The organism is Leisingera sp. ANG-DT (assembly GCF_000813785.1).
GTDB lineage: Bacteria > Pseudomonadota > Alphaproteobacteria > Rhodobacterales > Rhodobacteraceae > Leisingera.
In genome coordinates, this window is record NZ_JWLE01000010.1 from 72599 (window position 1) to 88813 (window position 16215).

Consider the following 16215-nt stretch of genomic DNA (forward strand, 5'->3'; position numbering starts at 1 on the left):
CGCGTCAACCGCAGTACAGCGACCGCACGGAATATGACCGGAACCCGCTTTGAAACCGCGTCAGCTGGGGCGGGCTGAGAAATTGCGGCATGTGCCTCGGCAGACCCGGATTTCCCAGCACAAACAGGCTGCGCTGCCACAGCGCGTCCGGCGTGCCCGGCTCCACCCCGGTCAGGCCCAGGCGCCACCTCAGATGCAGAACAGCCCTTGCATGCATATTGCCGCCCAGGATGAACCCGCGGGGCGGCTCCGCCTGAATCCGGGACGGCTCAGCCCCTTCCAAGGTAGCGATCTGGCAAACGAATTGCCCTTTGACCTCGGCCCGCAAACCGCCGCCCGAAGACTCCCGTGTCAGCGTCACCAGATGACCAGCCTTAAGACCCGCACCGCGGACTGCAAACTCCAGCACCTGCGGCAGTTCAAACACCACGGTGTCCGGCCCGAACAGCCGCTCTTCATCTTGCCAGTCCGTGCCACTGGCAAAGCGCAGCGCATAGCGCCCCGGCGGCACCAGCACCTTAAAGAAGGCACCGCCCCGAACATAGGCCGCCAGAGCGTCACCACCGCTGCCGGACAGCACCAGATAGTAATCAGCGCCTGCAGGCGATTTGACTTGCAGGGGAAACACTGCGGGCAGCCCCGTGCGGTTCCACATCAGCCCGGCGCGGGGAGCCGCCTGCCGGTCCGCCTGTTCTGCCAGCGCCGCGGGCAGGCACAGAAACAGTCCGGCCAGCACTCCAGCCGCCAGCAAGCGCCAGGCTAGCCCTGCGAAGTCCTGCACCATGGCCTTCCACTCCTGCCTGTCAAAGAAAGTGCAAGCCTAGCACAACCGCAGGCCTTCCCAAACACAAGGCGCCCTTCCCAGGCAAAAGCCCGGGCCGCAGCGCCCGGCGTGATGTGAATGCTACGGCCCGGTTTCAATCACAGGCAGAAACCCCGATACTGCTGGCCGGCGCTCAAGATCCCGGTCAAAATCACAGCATAACAACAAAAGATGAGGGCCGGAGCACCACCCGCTCCGGCAGAGCAGATGCTTGAAGCGCAAAGACTTTGGCCCTACCGCCCGCGGCTGTTCGCCAAGGCGTTCCGCTACCAGTACGTGGTGTCGCGGCAAGTGGAACAGATCCATTCCTTTGCCCGCCGCACCTGCGGCCAATGGCATATTCATTCCGGCAAGGACTTGCCCGCCTGCACCCTGCATGATGCACAGGGCCGCCAATTCGGCGTCCTCCTAGGCATCGCAGTCGGCCCGGCGGGCCTCCTGTCCGGACCGCAGCAGCACCTGCCGCTGGACAGCACAGCTGCGGATTTCTGGAACCATCTTGAAGCCTTCATCACGGACACCGCAGGCCGTTTTGCCATCATCGCCGAAAGCGGCGGCCAAGCACGGTTTTACACCGATCCGGTCGCCATGATCGGCGCCGTCTATGACCCGCTGGCACGCCGTGTTGCCGCCTCTCCGCTGCTGGCGCTGGACCGCCCGGTGGTGCCCAATCCCAAGGTCGACCTGGATACCGTCGAGAACCACGGCGGCAAGATTTCCCTGTTCCATACAGCTGACAAGCATGTCCGGCGCCTCAATCCGAATTGTTACCTGGATCTGCGCACCTTCCGCGAGCACCGCTTCTGGCCCCGCGAGAACGACAGCCTGGACGCCCCGGCAGACCCGGTAGAGATCTACGACCGGATCTATGCCCAGGCCAGTTTCAACATCGGTGCCATTGCTGCTGCCCACCCAACGGCGCTGCCGGTGACCGGCGGCCAGGACAGCCGCCTGCTCATGACGTTTGCCAAGCCCCATGCAGGCCGCATCCGGCATTATTTCTCCCATATCAACAACTACGCAACACGGCGCGACGCCGCCATCGGCGGCATCCTGTGCCAGCGCCTGAACCTGCGCCATGAACCGCTGGACAAACGCGATTTTTCCCTGCCGGAAGCCGAAGTCGAAAAGCGGCGCAGCATCTATCACCTGACAACCGGCGCCCCGATGCCGCCGCCGCTTGAGCATCTGAACGGCACTGCCAACGGCCTGCCCGAAAACACCGTCATTCTGCGCGGCCATCAAACCGACCTTTTGCGTGCCGTCTTTGTGACGAGGCCGCAAGGGCTGTGGGATGTGATCAACTGGCAGATCAGAAAGCTGCTGATTGTGCCCAGCAATATGTTCGGGCCTGAAACGGCCGCGCTGTTCCGGGACGATTTCACTGCCTGGCAGCAGTCGCTGAACACACCCGCCCGCAGCAAAGCAGTCGATTTCCTGTTTCTTGAGGTCTACTACAGCTCCACCATCGGTGCCGTGTTTCCGGGCCTGTGGCAGCATTTCTACATGTCGCCCTTCAACAGCCGCAAACTGATCGCCTTGTCGCTCAGCTTTGCGGACAAGCACCGGGTAGAGTCGGAGCCGGTCTTCGACATCATTGAACGCTTTGCCCCGCAACTGTCGGATGTGCCCTTCGATTTCGAGGCCCCCGCGGACCTGGATGCGCTGCACGGCTGCGAGGGCAGTTACGGCCCCATGACCCGCGCACGCCGATTGGCCGCAATCAAGCGTCTGACCCGCGCGCTGCCGGAACAGGCCAGCCAGACCCGGCCGGAGGAAGAGCAGCCTGCAGCCGCAGCCGGAACGGCCTGACGGCCTCTCTGGAAGCGGAACAGCGCCCCCGCCGCTGCATTGGCAAATCTTTGCCGCTACCGGCAGGGCTGCACCGCCGCCGCTGGACCCAGGCGCCGCTCCGTGGTTGAGGTTGTGCTGTTTCCGCCGGGTCTCTGCCCGGCCCCTGGCAGAATACGAGACAGCTCATGCGCCCCGCTTTCCTCCTCCGCAGCTTACCGCTTCTCTGCGCCTTGGCCCTGCCGCATCCCGCTCTGGCCGGCGGGCCCTCGATCAAGGTTCAGGACAAGGGCAACCAGTACAAATACGAGTACAAGGATCATCGCTGCCAGTTCAAATACCACCTGAAATACGGCAAGGGAGACGCCAAGACCTCGACCAAGGGCGACTGCTCCCATATTGCCCATTTCCCGCAATTTGCGCCGCCCGCTGCCTATGCGCGCGGCAGCAGCCGTCCGGCACCGCAGCCCGCGTCCTGGCCGTCCTGCAACTCGCAAGCCCTGGGCCGCTTGCTGGGCGGCGCGGCTGGGGCAGCGGCAGGGTCCCGGGCCGGCGACGGCGACCCCGTCACGATTGCGGCCGGAACCGTGCTGGGCGCCCTGCTGGGCGGTGAAATCGGCCGCCGCCTGGGCGCGGACGACCGCCGCTGCATCGGCTCAGCGCTGGAATACGCAGGCAACAGCCAGGTCTTCGACTTCAGCAGCCCCCAGACCGGCCTCGCCTATGCGCTGCGCCCGCTGGCGCGCAGCAGCCATAACGGCACGCCCTGCCGCAGCTTCGATGCCCGGTTCGACGGCGGTTCCTGGCGCCGCGGCCTGGCCTGCCGCGAAGGCGGCGAATGGCGGATCGTCAGCCTGGACTGACGGCCCGCCTAGGATCTCAGGACGCCTTGGCGGCGGCGGCCTCCTTCATCGCATCGACACCCTTTTTCCACAGGTTGCCCTGCCACAGTTCTTCAAGGCCGGTCTCGCCGCTGGCCCCCTTGGTGGTCAGGTAATCGTAGTAAGACGTCGGCTTGTGCCCGGTGATGTTGTAGAAATCCGGGCTGCAGCGGGTGTAGAAGCCATTGGTCAGATACTCAAAGAATTCCGCCCGCGTGGCGCCGAAGTCTGCCTCAAACTGCTCCATGGATTGCGGGCGGTATTCGATCTCCCGGCCCATCGCGCGGCCCAGATCGGCGGCAATTTCCGCCATCGACTGCGGCGCCGGGCCGGTGATGTCGTAGAACTTGTTGCCGTGCCGCTCCGAACCCTCCGCCAGCACCACTGCCGCCGCCTCGGCAATGTCGCGTGTGGCGACAAAGGAATTGCGCATGGCTCCCAGCGGGTTGGAGAACCAGCCTTCGTTTTCAATGGTTTCGCAGTCGGTCTTCAACAGGTGATTCATGAAGAAGTTATTGCGCAGCGCGGTGACATTCAGCCCTGCGTCGATCAGCGCCTTCTCGCCCCACCAGTAGTGCTGCAGCATCAGCGGAATGCCTGCGCCGGCGCGTGACGCATGGGTATCCGCATCATAATCAGCGGTATTGGTATCCGCCCCCATGCAGCTGACGCGCACCACATGGCTGATCTGGTCCTTGCGCGCCCCCAGCGCCTTGCAGAAGTTCAGATGCCCCTCCAGCATCGGATCCAGCGAGGCGGAATAGATCGCCGATACGCCCTCCAGCGCCGCGTCCCAGGTGGCCGGATCCGACAGGTCGAATTTCACGACCTCATCGGCTCCCAGCGCCTTCAGCTGTTCCGCCTTGGCTTCGCTGAAGTAGCAGGCGCGCACGGTGAACTGCTGCCCTTGCGCCAGCCGCGCCACCAACTCGCGGCCGATGCGGCCGGTGGCCGAGGTGATAAGAACGATCGGTTTGGACATCGGGGGGGCCTCCTGACGGCGCGGGCGCGTGGCTGCCCGGCGCTGCGGTTTCAAATCTGCGCAGACCCTACAGGCAAGCCGCCGGCGGCTGCCCCCGAAACCCGACGGGAAATGCACCGCATCCGCCACCCCGCCGGATTCAAAGAAAGGCCCCGCAATCCGCGGGGCCTTTCCTGCGCTGTGCCGCCGCCTGCGCGGCTGGAAGGGACTATGCGCCTGCCCCCGAAAGGCAAGAGGGGTGCAAGTGACGGCACACTGGCGGTTCAGCCCGGGATCAGCCCGCGTTGGCCAGAACGCCGGCTTCCATCGCCGCAGTGACCTCTTCCGCGTCGGCTTCGCCATCCGCATTGGCATCAATGGTGGCAAAGGTTTCCGCGGTCAGCTCCGGGAACGCCAGCTGAAGCTCTTCCAGCGAGAAAGTACCGTTGCCATCTGCGTCCAGCTCTGCAGCCAGGTCCTTTGCAGCCAGCGGCGAAGCGGTCAGAGCAGCAACAGCGGCGGCGGTCAGGGCAAACTTTTTCATGTGAGACACTCCAGTCATCATTTGGTTTGTTGCAGCCCGCGGTGTGTCCCGCGAGCCGTGCCAAACAGCTAGGACGTGCCCGGTCGCGGCACCATCCCCCAACCGCATCCGGCCAAAACCCCGGCGCAACAGCGCCGTTTTTCCCGTTTCAAATAAGCAGGTTACCGCCTTCACACCCGGGTCGGCCTTTGTCCGCGCAGGCCCGGCAGGCGTTCCTGCGACTTTCCGCCCGGCCGGCGGAAAATGCACCGGTGCCGGGAACCAAACCGCACCCAGCAATTCGCGTTTTGCCGTAACACAACCGAGGTTAAGGCCCGCTCGCAGGATTATTGCTAGACTCCGCACCTAGCCTCCTCTCCCCATGAGCCGACGTCGCGGTACCGCATGAAACCGAAAATCGAGAAACTGAACACGCTGGGGTCCCGCTATGCGGAGGCCATGGCGATGTGCGGCCTGGCCGATGATCTGCTCGATCCCGACCTGCTGGACGCCCGCCCCTTCCGCTTTGCAGAAGGCGAGCATCTCTGCTCCCGCGGCGATCCGGCGACCTGCCTCTGGATCGTGGTTGAGGGCTCCGTTGCGATCCGGGAAGACGGCCACACGCTGTTTGTCCGCCGCCGCAACGAGGTGGTCGGAGAGCAGCATCTGGTCGGCAACGGCTACCAGCGGATCTATGACCTGGTGGCCAATGAGACCAGCGTCGAGGTGCTGGTGGTCGACAAGGCCAAGATTGAACAGCATCCGGAAGCCGGGAAGATCTGGCGCAACATCGCCAAGATCATCTCGATCAAGCTGCGTAGCGCCAGCCGCCGCACAGCCTCGCTCAGCCAGCAGCTGGCCGATGACACCCGCATCCTGCACGCCTACACCAACGAATACGCGCTCAGCCGCCGGATGCAGGCCGGCGCGGGCCAGCAGACCGGCTATGCTGTGGACCGGGCGGTGATCTGGTTCTCGGACGTTGTCAACTTCAGCGGCTACACCACCAGAACGCCGCCGGAGCGGATCGCCGACATCGTGCAGCGGTTCTTCAATGCCCAGACCCAGCCGATCCAGCAGCATGGCGGCCATATCGACAAGTTCATCGGCGACGGGCTGATGGCCTTCTGGGTGCTCGGAACCGCTGACGGCTCCGCCCGCAGCATCTGCACCTCCGCGCTGCGCGCCGCCGAGGAAGCGGTGGCCGCCGTGGCGGACATCTCCATCGGACAGCAGCCGCTCGGCCTGCGCATCGGCCTGCACGCCGGTTACGTTCTCAGCGGCGATTTCGGCTCCGCCACCCGCCACCAGTTCACCCTGATCGGCCCGGAGGTGAACAAGGCCGCCCGGCTGGAACAGGCGCATCAGGAAGACGTGATGGAGGGCGGGCAAATCGGGCCGGTCCGCATCAGCGCGGAGCTACGCAATGAACTGGGCGGGATCGACCAGAAGCACTACGGAAGCAAATTCGCCGTCCGTGCCAAGAACATCGGCACGCTGGAGTTTTTCACCAGCTGACAGACGGGGGCAGGATTATTCTGCGATGTCCTCGGACCACAGCTCCGGCTTCTCGCGGATGAACCGCTCCATCAGCGCGATGCAGTCCGAATCCTCGGCAATCACCACCTCAACGCCCTTGGAGCGCAGGAAGTCCTCGTTGCCGCCAAAGTTCTGCGTATCGCCAATCACCACCCGCGGAATGCCGAACTGCACGATGGTGCCGCTGCACATCATGCAGGGCGACAGCGAGGTATAAAGCACCGTGTCCCGGTAGGTCTTTTGCCGCCCGGCCTTGCGCAGCGCATCCATTTCGCCATGGGCAATCGGGTCGCCCTTTTGCACCCGCTGATTGCGCCCCTGCGCCACCACCTGGCCGCCCCGCGCCAGCACTGAGCCGATCGGGCAGCCGCCCTCTTCGAATCCCGCCTTGGCTTCCTCATAGGCGATGCGCAGCAGGCGCTTGTCGTCATCTGTCATCATTTTGAAACTGCCCTTTCCGATTGTTGTTCGTGTTTCCGCCCAGCCTTCCAGCCCGCTTCCGGGCGGTCAAGACGTCACCGATGCACCTTCGATCAGTGGCCGCAGCGGTTTCAGGCGTTCGGCAATGAAATCCGCCACCGCCCGCACCCGCGCCATCTGCCGCAGATCCTTGTGCACCAGCAGCCACAGATCCAGGTCCGGCTTCACCTCTGCGCCCGGCAGCCGCTGCAGCCCTTCGTGGCTGTCCCCCAGAAAACACGGAAGCACCCCAACCCCCAGCCCCGCCTTCAGCAGTTCCGCCATCGCCAGGATACTGTTGGCCTGGATGTGCGTGTCTGCAGTACCTTCCAATGTCCGCGCGGGCCCGTAGTCCAGCCCGATCCAGCGGTCCGGCTCCGGCCGCACTTCCAGATAGGCAGGCGCCGCATAGACACACAGCGGGCTATGGGCAACGCGGCGCCCATAGGCGGTCTCCGGCGGGCTGGCAGTCAGCCGCAGCGCCAGATCGCTCTCCCGCCCCGCCAGGTTCACCAAACGGTCCGACAGCAAGAGCCGCAGCGTGATCTTGGGGTAGAGCACCCGCAGCTCCGGCAACAGCGGCGCAATCAGCACCGTTGCCACCGCCTCCGGCAGCGCCAGGCTCACCGGGCCGCTCAGCTTGGCATCTATCGACAGCACTTGCCGCTCCAGATCCCGGATGCTGCTCTGCGCCTCCAGCGCCTTGGGCAGCACCGCCCGCCCCGCCTCGCTCAGCTGATGGCCGGCCGGGCTGCGCTCGAACAATGTGGCCCCGATCCGCGCCTCCAGCGCCCGGATGCGCCGGGTCACCGTCACATGGGTTACGCCCAGCTGCTCCGCTGCGCCACGGATTGTGCCGCCCTCGGCCAGCGCCAGAAAGATGCGGATATCGTCCCAATTCTCCATTGGTACAAATTTGTTCCAAAGCGGTTCCAATCTGGTAGATATTCTAACGCCTCCGTCCGCGATAGCAATTCCCCATCACAGCAACGGAGACACCGAAATGACCTATCAGCTCACCCTGAAATCCGCCGATGTGCCAGACGTGATGACCGGCAGCCTCAGCCTTGGCATCCAGTATCAGAACGCGGAGGCCGCCAGCATCGACGTCACCTGGACCCAGGAGCATTTCACCGCCCGCTTCAACGGCTTCGCGCCGGGGATGCCGGTGCCTGCGCATCCCTTGGCATTTGTCAAAGGCGCCATGGATGCACTTAACGCCGCCAAGGCCGCCCCGGATGAACCTGCCGCCAGCGTCTTCGGCCGCGGGCCTGTCAGCTTTGAAGTTTAAGGAGACGCATATGAAGCCCCTCGCTTTCGCCGCCGCCCTTTCCACAGCAACGCCTGCACTGGCCGAGACCGGCCTGTTCCTTGCTTGGCCCGCACAGCCCGCAGCAGCTCTCACCCATTGGGATCCGGCTGCCGCCCCGCTCCTCCAGGACGCAGGGTGCAGCCTGCACCGCTCCGGCACGATCTCCGGCAGCCTCGGCCCGCTGGACTGGCCGCAAATGAAGGGCTTCCGCCTTTACCGCTGCGCCAGCCCGGTCCTGGGTGCGCTCTCTGCCTCTGGCGCCAGCGCGCTGCTGGCCCGCCACGGCCAGCAGCCGGTGCTGTTCGAGGGCAGCCTGACACTGTTCCCGGCAGAGGCACCAGATGCGGAGGCGGAATATATCGTGAAGCTTTCACACTACAACAATCTGGACACGGAACAGCGCGCTGCCGATCTCACCACCCTTGGCAGAGTCATCTCAGATCTCGAAAACGTCTGGCAGACAGAGGCTGTGCTGACCCCGGCCACAGCCCTGGGCACTCTGCGCCCGGATGACATCACTTTCCTCTACTACAGCTCTGGCGCAGAGGCCGAGGTCTTCCGCGCCGCCAATCCCGGCGTGCTGGAACAGGTGGGCCAGTTCAACAAGGCACATCTGACGGCCTTCACTTATCTCGGAGCAACGGTCCTGTCCCAGCCGGTGAACTGAGCCATACGGCGCCTGCCCCTCCATGGGGCAGGCGCATATCTCAGGCCGCGGCCCCCACCGTCAGGATCGAGCGGCGCCAGAACCGCAGCATCAGGAACAGCCCCGCCGTGGTCAGGCCTGCAACCAGCCCCATCCAGACCCCCAGGCCATCCCAGCCCAGCAGGAAGCCGAAGACGTAGGAGGCCGGGATGCCCACCGCCCAATAGCTGAGCGCTGCAATCACCATCGGCACGCCGGTGTCCTGCACCCCGCGCAGCAGGCCCAGCGCCACCGCCTGCATCCCGTCCATCAGCTGAAACAGCGCCGCCGCCGCCAGCAGCACGCCGCCAATCAGCAGAATCTGATCCTTCTGTGGATCCTCGGCATCCAGGAACAGCGACATCAGAGCATCCGGAATGGTCAGGAACAGCACAATCGCCACTGCCGAGACCAGCAGCGACATCACCGTCACCACCTTGCCGCCGCGCGCCAGATGCTCCCGGTCGCCGCGGCCAAAGGCATTGCCGGCCCGGATGGTCGCGGCATTGGACAGGCCCAGATGCACCATGAACGTCAGCCCGCCGAGCGAGATCGCAATGCCGTGTGCGGCCAGCGGCACCGTGCCCAGCCAGCCCATCATCATGGCTGAGGCCGCAAACAGGCTGGCTTCCGCCAGGGTCGTCAGCCCGATCGGGGTGCCCATGCGGAACACCTTGCCCAGCATCTCCCAGTCCGGCCGGTGGAAGTTCTTCAGCAGTTCATGCTGCGGCAGCACCTTCAGCGCATAAGCCAGCACCAGCACAAAGGACACGCCATTTGTCACCAAGGAAGCAATCGCCGCCCCGGCAATCCCCAGTTCCGGCGCCCCCCAGTTGCCAAAGATCAGCGCATAGTTCACCAGCGCATTGATCACCGCCGCAAAAACCGACAACCACAGCACGATCTGGGTGCGCTCCAGCGCCGCCAGATAGGATTTCGCCACCATATACAATAGCGCCGGAAACAGCGCCCAGCCGGCAATCCGCAGGTACTCCGCCGCGTCATGCGCCACCTTCGCCTCCTGCCCCAACGCCAGCAGGATCGCCTCCGACCACCACAAGAGCGGCATCGCCGCCACGCCGTACGCCAGCGACAGCCACAGCCCCATCCGGGTCGAACGGCGGATCTGCCGCTCCTCCCCGGCACCAGCCGCCGCTGCCACCATCGGCATCACCGCAAAGGCAAAGCCGGAACCCAGCAAGAAGATTGAGAAGAAATAGGACGAGCCCAGCGTCACCGCCGCCAGTTCCTCCACCCCGTACCACCCCAGCATGACGGTATCCGTCAGGCCGATGGCAAACTGCGCCACATGGCCGCCGATCAGAGGCAGGCCAAGAACGGCTATCGCCCGGGCGTGGCTGCGCACAGGCATCTCGGAATGTTTGGTCGCTAACGTGCTCATCCTGCCAGCCTTAGGCGCCCCCGAACGCCCCGGCAAGGGAAGAGTTTCCTTGCCTGCGCACAGGCTCATGGTGGTATTCTGCACAGGAAACCCTTAGCAGGAGCCTTTTTTGAATGACCGACGCCTTTGCCCAGCTGATCCCTGACGCCCGTGCCTTTCTGGCGGAGCTTGCGCAGAACAACAGCCGGGACTGGTTCACCGCGCACAAGGACCAGTACGAGGCGCAGCTGAAATCCCCCGCGCTCCTGCTGATGGACGAGGTGGCGCAGGCGATCTCACGCCGCAGCGGCGCGCAAGTCACCGCCAAGCTGTTCCGTCCGCAGCGCGACGTGCGGTTTTCCAAGGACAAGACGCCGTACAACACTCACCTGCACATGATGTGGACCCTAAACGGCGCAGGCTGCGCGCTGTTCTTCGGCATCGCACCGGACTATTGCACCGCTGGCGGCGGCATCATGGGCTTCAGCAAGGCGCAGATGCCGCGCTGGCGGCAGGCCATCGACGGCGCCTTCGGCGATGAAACCGCGGCACTGGTGGATATCCTCGCGCTCAAAGGGTTTGCAGCCAGGGACCCGGAGCTGAAACGCGTCCCCGCCCCTTATGGCAAGGCCCATCCTCATGGGGCACTGCTGCAGCGCAAGTCGCTAACGGTCTGGCACGAGATGACAGAACGGGAACAAGCCGCCCCGATGGGTGCGCTGATGTCGGCCTACCTGACGCAGGAACCGATGTTTGCCCTGCTGGACAGTGCTTTGGCTGATTGAGGCCTACAAGGCCCGCAGCATGATCTGGCTGGCCAGCACAGCCACCACGGCACCGGCAAGGATCTCTAGCACTGCCGCAGCACGCAGTGCGCCCGTGCCTTGCATCTGCGCCAGCGCGCCCTTGCGCATCGTGACCGCCGCAATGGCCACAGCCACCGTCACCGTGGCGGTGCCTGCCCCCATGGCAAAGGCGCCGGCAATCCCGGCCCACAGCACCCCCATCCGCCATGTCAGCAGCAGCAGGAATACCGCACCGGTACAGGGCCTGAGCGCCACCGCGCCGATGATCGCCAGCGCATCGCGCAGCGAGTGCACATTGGCGGCTTCCTCCACCGTCGGCCCGTGCCGGTGCCCGCAGGAGGCGCAGACCCCGTCATCGTGATCGTGATGATGATGGTCATGGCCGTGCCCATGGTGATGGTGTCCGGCATGGCCTGCCGCCTGAACGGTGCGGCTGCGCAGCAGCCGCCGCAGGCCGCGCACCAGCAGCCACAGGCCCACCAGGGCAATCAGCCCGTATGACAGCGGTGCCAGCACATCCTCTGCCGCACTGGTCAGCTGCTCGCGCCCCCAGTCCAGCAGCAGCAGCCCGCCCGCCACCAGCAAGACCGCAGTCCCCGCCTGCGCCAGCGAGGACGCCAGCGCCAGCCCCGCCAGCCGCATGAGCGGCACCGGCTTGCCCATGCCATAGCCGCCAATGACCAGCTTGCCATGGCCCGGCCCGGCGGCGTGAAAGAACCCGTAGGCAAAACACAGGGACAACAGCGCCAACAGCGCCCCCGGCTCCCCGGCGCGCAACGCCCGCAGCCCCCGCGCCATCGCATTCTGCGCCTCGCGCTGGCCCTCGGCCGCCCAAACGGACACCATCCCGGCACCGCCAAAGCCCCAAAGCCACACAGCCAGCGCCGCCACGCCCAGCGCCGCAATTGTTAAGAAAATCTTCACCTTACGCGCCACAGCTCAAGCGCACGGTATCGGCAAAGGCTTCACCCACCTCCGGGTAAGCCTCCTCTGCCTGATTTGCCGGCATCGCATAGAGCAGCTCTTCCACCAGAGTATAAGCCTGATCGAGGTTGGGCGGGGTGATACTGCCCTGGCAGCCACCCGTCACGTCCAGCCCCTGGTTTACCGTATAGGCGGTGTAGTAGGTCGGATCATAAGCCTTGATCACCACCCCGTCCGCTTCCTGGGGCTGTGTCAGAACCCGCCGGTGCCGGGTGGTGATCCGCCCGTCCTTCACCTCGGTCGACAAATGCTCAGGCGCGCCCAGGCCCAGCGCCTCGCCGCCAAGGGTCAGATAGGTGTCGCCCTGAAACCCCTCGCTCCAGGCCAGGTCAAACCCTTGCAGCTGCGCCAGTTCCTCTGCCGTCAGGCTGCCGTCGAAATCACTGTCCAACCCCCGGTCCTCAAAGATCAGCAGCGAATAGAACTCATCATAGGCCCAGGTGATCTCCACCGCCTGCAACTGCCCATCATCCGAGACCACCAGCTTCATTCCGGTGTCGACAAAGATATGCGGATGCGCCCCGGCACCCGCAGGGGCCAGCAGCGCAAGTGCCAGAAGTGGAGCAAGATGTTTCATGCCCAAAGACTTAAGCCCAGTTCCGCGGCCCCGCAAGCGCCGGGCCGCACCGCAAGCGGGGATCAGCGCGTCCGTGATTCAGGATGCAGCGCCTTGCCCAGGATGTGATCGGACTGGTGGATCACATGATGCGCCTGGCCGACAATCAGCGGATCCGGTGCCCGCGCGATCTCCGGATCCTTGCCCGGATAGTCCAACGAGGCCAGGAAATGCCGCATGCAGTTGATCCGCGCGCGCTTCTTGCAGTTCGACTTGATCACCGTCCAGGGCGCATCCGCGGTGTCCGTATAAAAGAACATCGCCTCCTTGGCCTCGGTGTAATCATCCCACTTGCCCAAGGACGCCTTGTCGATCGGCGACAGCTTCCACTGCTTCAGCGGATCGGTCTCACGCGAATTGAACCGCCGCTTCTGTTCGGCCTGGGTGACCGAGAACCAGTATTTGTACAGCCGGATACCCGACCGCGCCAGCATCCGCTCAAACTCCGGCGCCTGACGCATGAACTCCAGGTATTCGTTCGGCTCGCAGAAACTCATTACCCGCTCGACGCCCGCGCGGTTGTACCAGGACCGGTCATAGAACACGATCTCGCCGCTGGTCGGCAGATGCCGCACGTAGCGCTGGAAATACCACTGGCCGCGCTCCTCGTCCGACGGCTTGTTCAAGGCGACCACCCGGGCAGAGCGCGGGTTCAAATGCTCTGTGAACCGCTTGATGGTGCCGCCCTTGCCCGCAGCATCGCGGCCCTCGAACAGCAAAACAAACTTCTCGCCGGTCTCCTGCGCCCACAGCTGCACCTTCAGCAACTCTGCCTGCAGACGCGCCTTCTCCGCCTCATAGGCCTTGCGCTGCATCTTCTTGGGATACGGGTACTTGCCGCTCTCAAACGCCCGGCGGATGTCCTCGGCACTGGGCCCCCGGGCCTCGGCCGAGGCGCTGGCGGGGGGCTGAACCGGCACTGGGCTTGCGGTTTTACCGGCACTCTTTTTCACTGCGGCGTCCATCAAAAACTCCCTCTTTCAATCTGCGCCGCAACCTTAATACCGCCACCGTTCCCCCGCCCTGACCTGCATCAAAAGATTAGCCGTCTGCACAACAAATAAGACGGCCGTAACGGGCCGCCTGCTTCTTTCTGGTCTCAAATACTCCAGGGTGAGGCCCAAAGGGGCCGAGGGGCAGCGCCCCTATTTATGCCCCCAATCGTCCGGGTTCTCCGAATTGTTCGGGCTCAGCCCCAGCACATCCCCCTTGGTAGAGCACCCCAGCCCCAGCACCGTCCGGTTGGCATAGGAGAAATAGGCGGTTACCTGATTGATCTCCAGAATCTGGCCATCCTCGAACCCGGCTTCCCGCAGGGCTTCGATATCCGCCTCTGTCACGCTGGACGGCTCCTCCGTCAGCATCCGCGCATAACCCATTGCCAGCACTTGTGCAGGCTCCAGCGGGGCCGCTTCCGGCTCCCGCGCCTCGATCGCGGCCCGGATCGCCAGACCGCGCTCCGTATCGCCCAAGAGCCGCTGCAGCCCGGCAAAGTGATGCTCGACGCAATAGGCGCAATCGTTCAGCGACGATACCCAGACCCCCAGCACCTCCAGGAACCACTTGGGGATCTTGTTGCCGGTGTGGTGCAGCACGTTCTTGTAGAGCGCCATATGGCCCTCCATCGAATGCGGCCGCAGGGAGTGCACCATCATGATGTTGTCGACATTGCCCCCCGGCCCGGTCACCCGCTCATAGAGCTTCTTCAGCTTGCCGGTTGCCTCTTCAAACGGAACGGTCCTGATCCAGGCCATGTCTCTCTCCCTGACTGTCTGGCCCGGAGAGTAGCGGGTTCAGATCATACGGAAAGACGAAACCGAACGTCACAGATTCTCAGCCTGGCGGCACCACCGCCCTGCTCTACTTCGCCGCCTCCCGCGCCACCGCTGCAATCGCTGCCCGAACATCTGCCTCGCGGCTTCGGTGATTGGTGATCGCGGCGCGCAGCATCACGCGGCCCTCCGCACGGGTGGTCGAGAACACCGCCTCGCCGCTTTCCTGCAGGGTCTGGGCGATATCCGCGTTCAGCGCCGACTGCGCGTCCGGTTCCAGATCGGTGCGCGCGGTGAACACGCAGACGTTCGACACCACCGGCGCCCCCAGCGCCATATGGGGCTGCGCCTCAACCTCCGCCGCCATGAAACCCGCCAATTCGCAATTGCCGGTGATCGCCTCTGAGAACGCCGCCTCGCCATAAGTCTCCAGCGCCGTCCAGACTTTCAGCGCCCGGTTGCCGCGGCTGAGGTCGATGCCGTAGTCGCAGAACCACGGCTCGCCGCCCGCCAGCCCGCGCTCGGCCCCTTCCAGATACGCCGGTCGCGCCGCAAAGGCCGCCCGGTGCTCGTCCTCATTGCGCAGCAAGGCCATGCCGCAGTCATAGCCCACATACATCCACTTGTGAAAATCCAGCGCAATGCTGTCTGCCCGCCCAATCCCATCACTCAACGACCGGTAGGGCTCCGCCGCAATCCGCGTCCAGGCACCAAAGGCCCCGTCCACATGCAGCCACAGCCCCAGCTCCGCAGCCGCATCCGCCAGCGCATTCAGATCATCAAACAGCCCCAGATCCACGGTGCCCGCATTGCCGACCACCAGAAAGGGCACCGCGCCCGCGGCTTTGTCCTCTGCCACCATCCGGGCCAAGGCTGCGCAGTCCAGCTTGCCATCTGCCAACGGCACCTTGCGCAGGTTGTCTGAGCCGATGCCCAGCAGTTCCACCGCCTTCAGCGTCGCATTGTGCACGCCCTCGCCTGCATAAGCGGTCAGCCGCACCGCGCCCTGCCCGGATTTGCGCAGGTCCTTCAGCACCCGCAGCCGCGCCGCTTGAAAGGCAATCACCGTCGCCTGCGAGGTGCCGGTGACCAGAATGCCGCTGGCGCTCTCCGGCATCCCCATCCTGGCCCGCGTCCAGTCCACCACCGCGCGCTCCATATAGTTCGCGCCGTGATCGCGCCCGCCCATATTGGCATTGACCGCCGCCACCGCGAGGGAGCTGATCAGGTCCGAGGCCAGCCCCGACCCCTGCACCCAGCCCCAGAACCGCGGATGAATGTTGCCGCCGTGATAGGGCAGCACGTCCCCGATGATCCGGTCCACGGTCTCCCGCGGTCCGCGCGCCTCCGCCGTCACCGCATAGCGCGCATCGATATCCTCCGGCACCGGCTGCCACGGGCGCTCTGCCGCCTGCTGCATCTGGTCCAGCGCCGCCTCCAGCATCCGCTGCGCCTCTGCCCGGAATGCCGTCCAGTCCTGCGTCCTGATCCCCTTCTCAGCCACCGCGCACCCTCCTCCTGCCTGCCGCTGGCGGCAGGTTTAGCCCGCAAATGCTGCAGATGCAGCAGTATTCTCGGAACTGCGGCAATCTGAAAACTGTGGTTCGGGATTTTGCGAGCCGCCTTGATTGTTCACCTGCGGAACGCCGGCAACACAAACTGCAAAAATGCCTTCCCGCATA

At 64.7% G+C, this 16215-nt stretch carries 17 protein-coding genes; 6 read left to right on the forward strand and 11 right to left on the reverse strand.

Features of this window, described 5'->3' with window-relative positions; translation table 11 throughout:
- Nucleotides 1-4: 4 nt before the first annotated feature.
- On the reverse strand, nucleotides 5-784 hold the full coding sequence (locus RA21_RS11155) for a hypothetical protein (RefSeq protein ID WP_039148830.1): 780 nt from the start codon (nucleotides 782-784) through the stop codon (nucleotides 5-7).
- A gap of 246 nt (nucleotides 785-1030) precedes the next feature.
- Here RA21_RS11155 and RA21_RS11160 point away from each other — a divergent pair, with 246 nt between their 5' ends.
- Together RA21_RS11160 and RA21_RS21970 are read left to right on the forward strand one after the other, a co-directional pair.
- Nucleotides 1031-2635, forward strand: a complete 1605-nt coding sequence (locus tag RA21_RS11160) for a hypothetical protein (protein WP_039148832.1) — start codon at nucleotides 1031-1033, stop codon at nucleotides 2633-2635.
- Between the two features lie 167 nt (nucleotides 2636-2802).
- Nucleotides 2803-3477 carry an RT0821/Lpp0805 family surface protein gene (locus tag RA21_RS21970; RefSeq protein ID WP_152610532.1) on the forward strand — a complete coding sequence of 225 codons (675 nt, stop codon included), beginning with the start codon at nucleotides 2803-2805 and terminating at the stop codon, nucleotides 3475-3477.
- 16 nt (nucleotides 3478-3493) lie between these two features.
- Here the strand turns inward: RA21_RS21970 and RA21_RS11170 are convergent, their stop codons facing one another.
- Both RA21_RS11170 and RA21_RS11175 read right to left on the reverse strand, forming a co-directional pair.
- A complete protein-coding gene (locus tag RA21_RS11170) occupies nucleotides 3494-4477 on the reverse strand; it encodes an NAD(P)H-binding protein (RefSeq protein WP_193748066.1) in 984 nt (327 codons plus the stop codon).
- 274 nt (nucleotides 4478-4751) lie between these two features.
- Nucleotides 4752-5000, reverse strand: a complete 249-nt coding sequence (locus RA21_RS11175) for a calcium-binding protein (protein ID WP_019295632.1) — start codon at nucleotides 4998-5000, stop codon at nucleotides 4752-4754.
- A 384-nt stretch (nucleotides 5001-5384) separates the two neighbouring features.
- On the opposite strand from RA21_RS11175, the gene RA21_RS21975 reads away from it, so the two are divergent.
- Complete coding sequence (locus tag RA21_RS21975) at nucleotides 5385-6497, forward strand: adenylate/guanylate cyclase domain-containing protein (protein WP_019295633.1); 1113 nt, start codon at nucleotides 5385-5387, stop codon at nucleotides 6495-6497.
- Nucleotides 6498-6512: 15 nt separating this feature from the next.
- Here RA21_RS21975 and RA21_RS11185 read toward each other — a convergent pair whose 3' ends face one another.
- Both RA21_RS11185 and RA21_RS11190 read right to left on the reverse strand, forming a co-directional pair.
- Nucleotides 6513-6959, reverse strand: a complete 447-nt coding sequence (locus RA21_RS11185; RefSeq protein ID WP_019295634.1) for a nucleoside deaminase — start codon at nucleotides 6957-6959, stop codon at nucleotides 6513-6515.
- 66 nt (nucleotides 6960-7025) lie between these two features.
- Nucleotides 7026-7883, reverse strand: a complete 858-nt coding sequence (locus RA21_RS11190) for a LysR family transcriptional regulator (protein WP_052257636.1) — start codon at nucleotides 7881-7883, stop codon at nucleotides 7026-7028.
- A gap of 97 nt (nucleotides 7884-7980) precedes the next feature.
- On the opposite strand from RA21_RS11190, the gene RA21_RS11195 reads away from it, so the two are divergent.
- Both RA21_RS11195 and RA21_RS11200 read left to right on the forward strand, forming a co-directional pair.
- Nucleotides 7981-8268 (forward strand): hypothetical protein, encoded by a 288-nt coding sequence (locus tag RA21_RS11195; protein WP_019295636.1) that lies wholly within the window; start codon nucleotides 7981-7983, stop codon nucleotides 8266-8268.
- Nucleotides 8269-8278: 10 nt separating this feature from the next.
- Nucleotides 8279-8956 (forward strand): hypothetical protein, encoded by a 678-nt coding sequence (locus tag RA21_RS11200; RefSeq protein ID WP_039148837.1) that lies wholly within the window; start codon nucleotides 8279-8281, stop codon nucleotides 8954-8956.
- Between the two features lie 40 nt (nucleotides 8957-8996).
- Here the strand turns inward: RA21_RS11200 and RA21_RS11205 are convergent, their stop codons facing one another.
- Entirely contained in the window at nucleotides 8997-10376 is a 1380-nt protein-coding gene (locus RA21_RS11205) for an MATE family efflux transporter (RefSeq protein ID WP_052257637.1), read from the reverse strand.
- A 113-nt stretch (nucleotides 10377-10489) separates the two neighbouring features.
- On the opposite strand from RA21_RS11205, the gene RA21_RS11210 reads away from it, so the two are divergent.
- On the forward strand, nucleotides 10490-11140 hold the full coding sequence (locus RA21_RS11210) for a TIGR02453 family protein (RefSeq protein ID WP_039148840.1): 651 nt from the start codon (nucleotides 10490-10492) through the stop codon (nucleotides 11138-11140).
- A 3-nt stretch (nucleotides 11141-11143) separates the two neighbouring features.
- Here the strand turns inward: RA21_RS11210 and RA21_RS11215 are convergent, their stop codons facing one another.
- The 5 genes from RA21_RS11215 to RA21_RS11235 form a co-directional block, all read right to left on the reverse strand.
- Entirely contained in the window at nucleotides 11144-12085 is a 942-nt protein-coding gene (locus RA21_RS11215; RefSeq protein WP_039148843.1) for a nickel/cobalt transporter, read from the reverse strand.
- 1 nt (nucleotide 12086) lies between these two features.
- Nucleotides 12087-12722: a DUF1007 family protein gene (locus RA21_RS11220; RefSeq protein ID WP_039148845.1), complete on the reverse strand. Its 636-nt coding sequence runs from the start codon at nucleotides 12720-12722 to the stop codon at nucleotides 12087-12089.
- 62 nt (nucleotides 12723-12784) lie between these two features.
- Entirely contained in the window at nucleotides 12785-13726 is a 942-nt protein-coding gene (gene ppk2 / locus RA21_RS11225) for a polyphosphate kinase 2 (RefSeq protein ID WP_039148848.1), read from the reverse strand.
- A gap of 180 nt (nucleotides 13727-13906) precedes the next feature.
- Entirely contained in the window at nucleotides 13907-14515 is a 609-nt protein-coding gene (locus RA21_RS11230; protein WP_039148851.1) for a carboxymuconolactone decarboxylase family protein, read from the reverse strand.
- A 106-nt stretch (nucleotides 14516-14621) separates the two neighbouring features.
- Complete coding sequence (locus RA21_RS11235) at nucleotides 14622-16037, reverse strand: pyridoxal phosphate-dependent decarboxylase family protein (RefSeq protein WP_039148854.1); 1416 nt, start codon at nucleotides 16035-16037, stop codon at nucleotides 14622-14624.
- Between the last annotated feature and the right edge of the window lie 178 nt (nucleotides 16038-16215).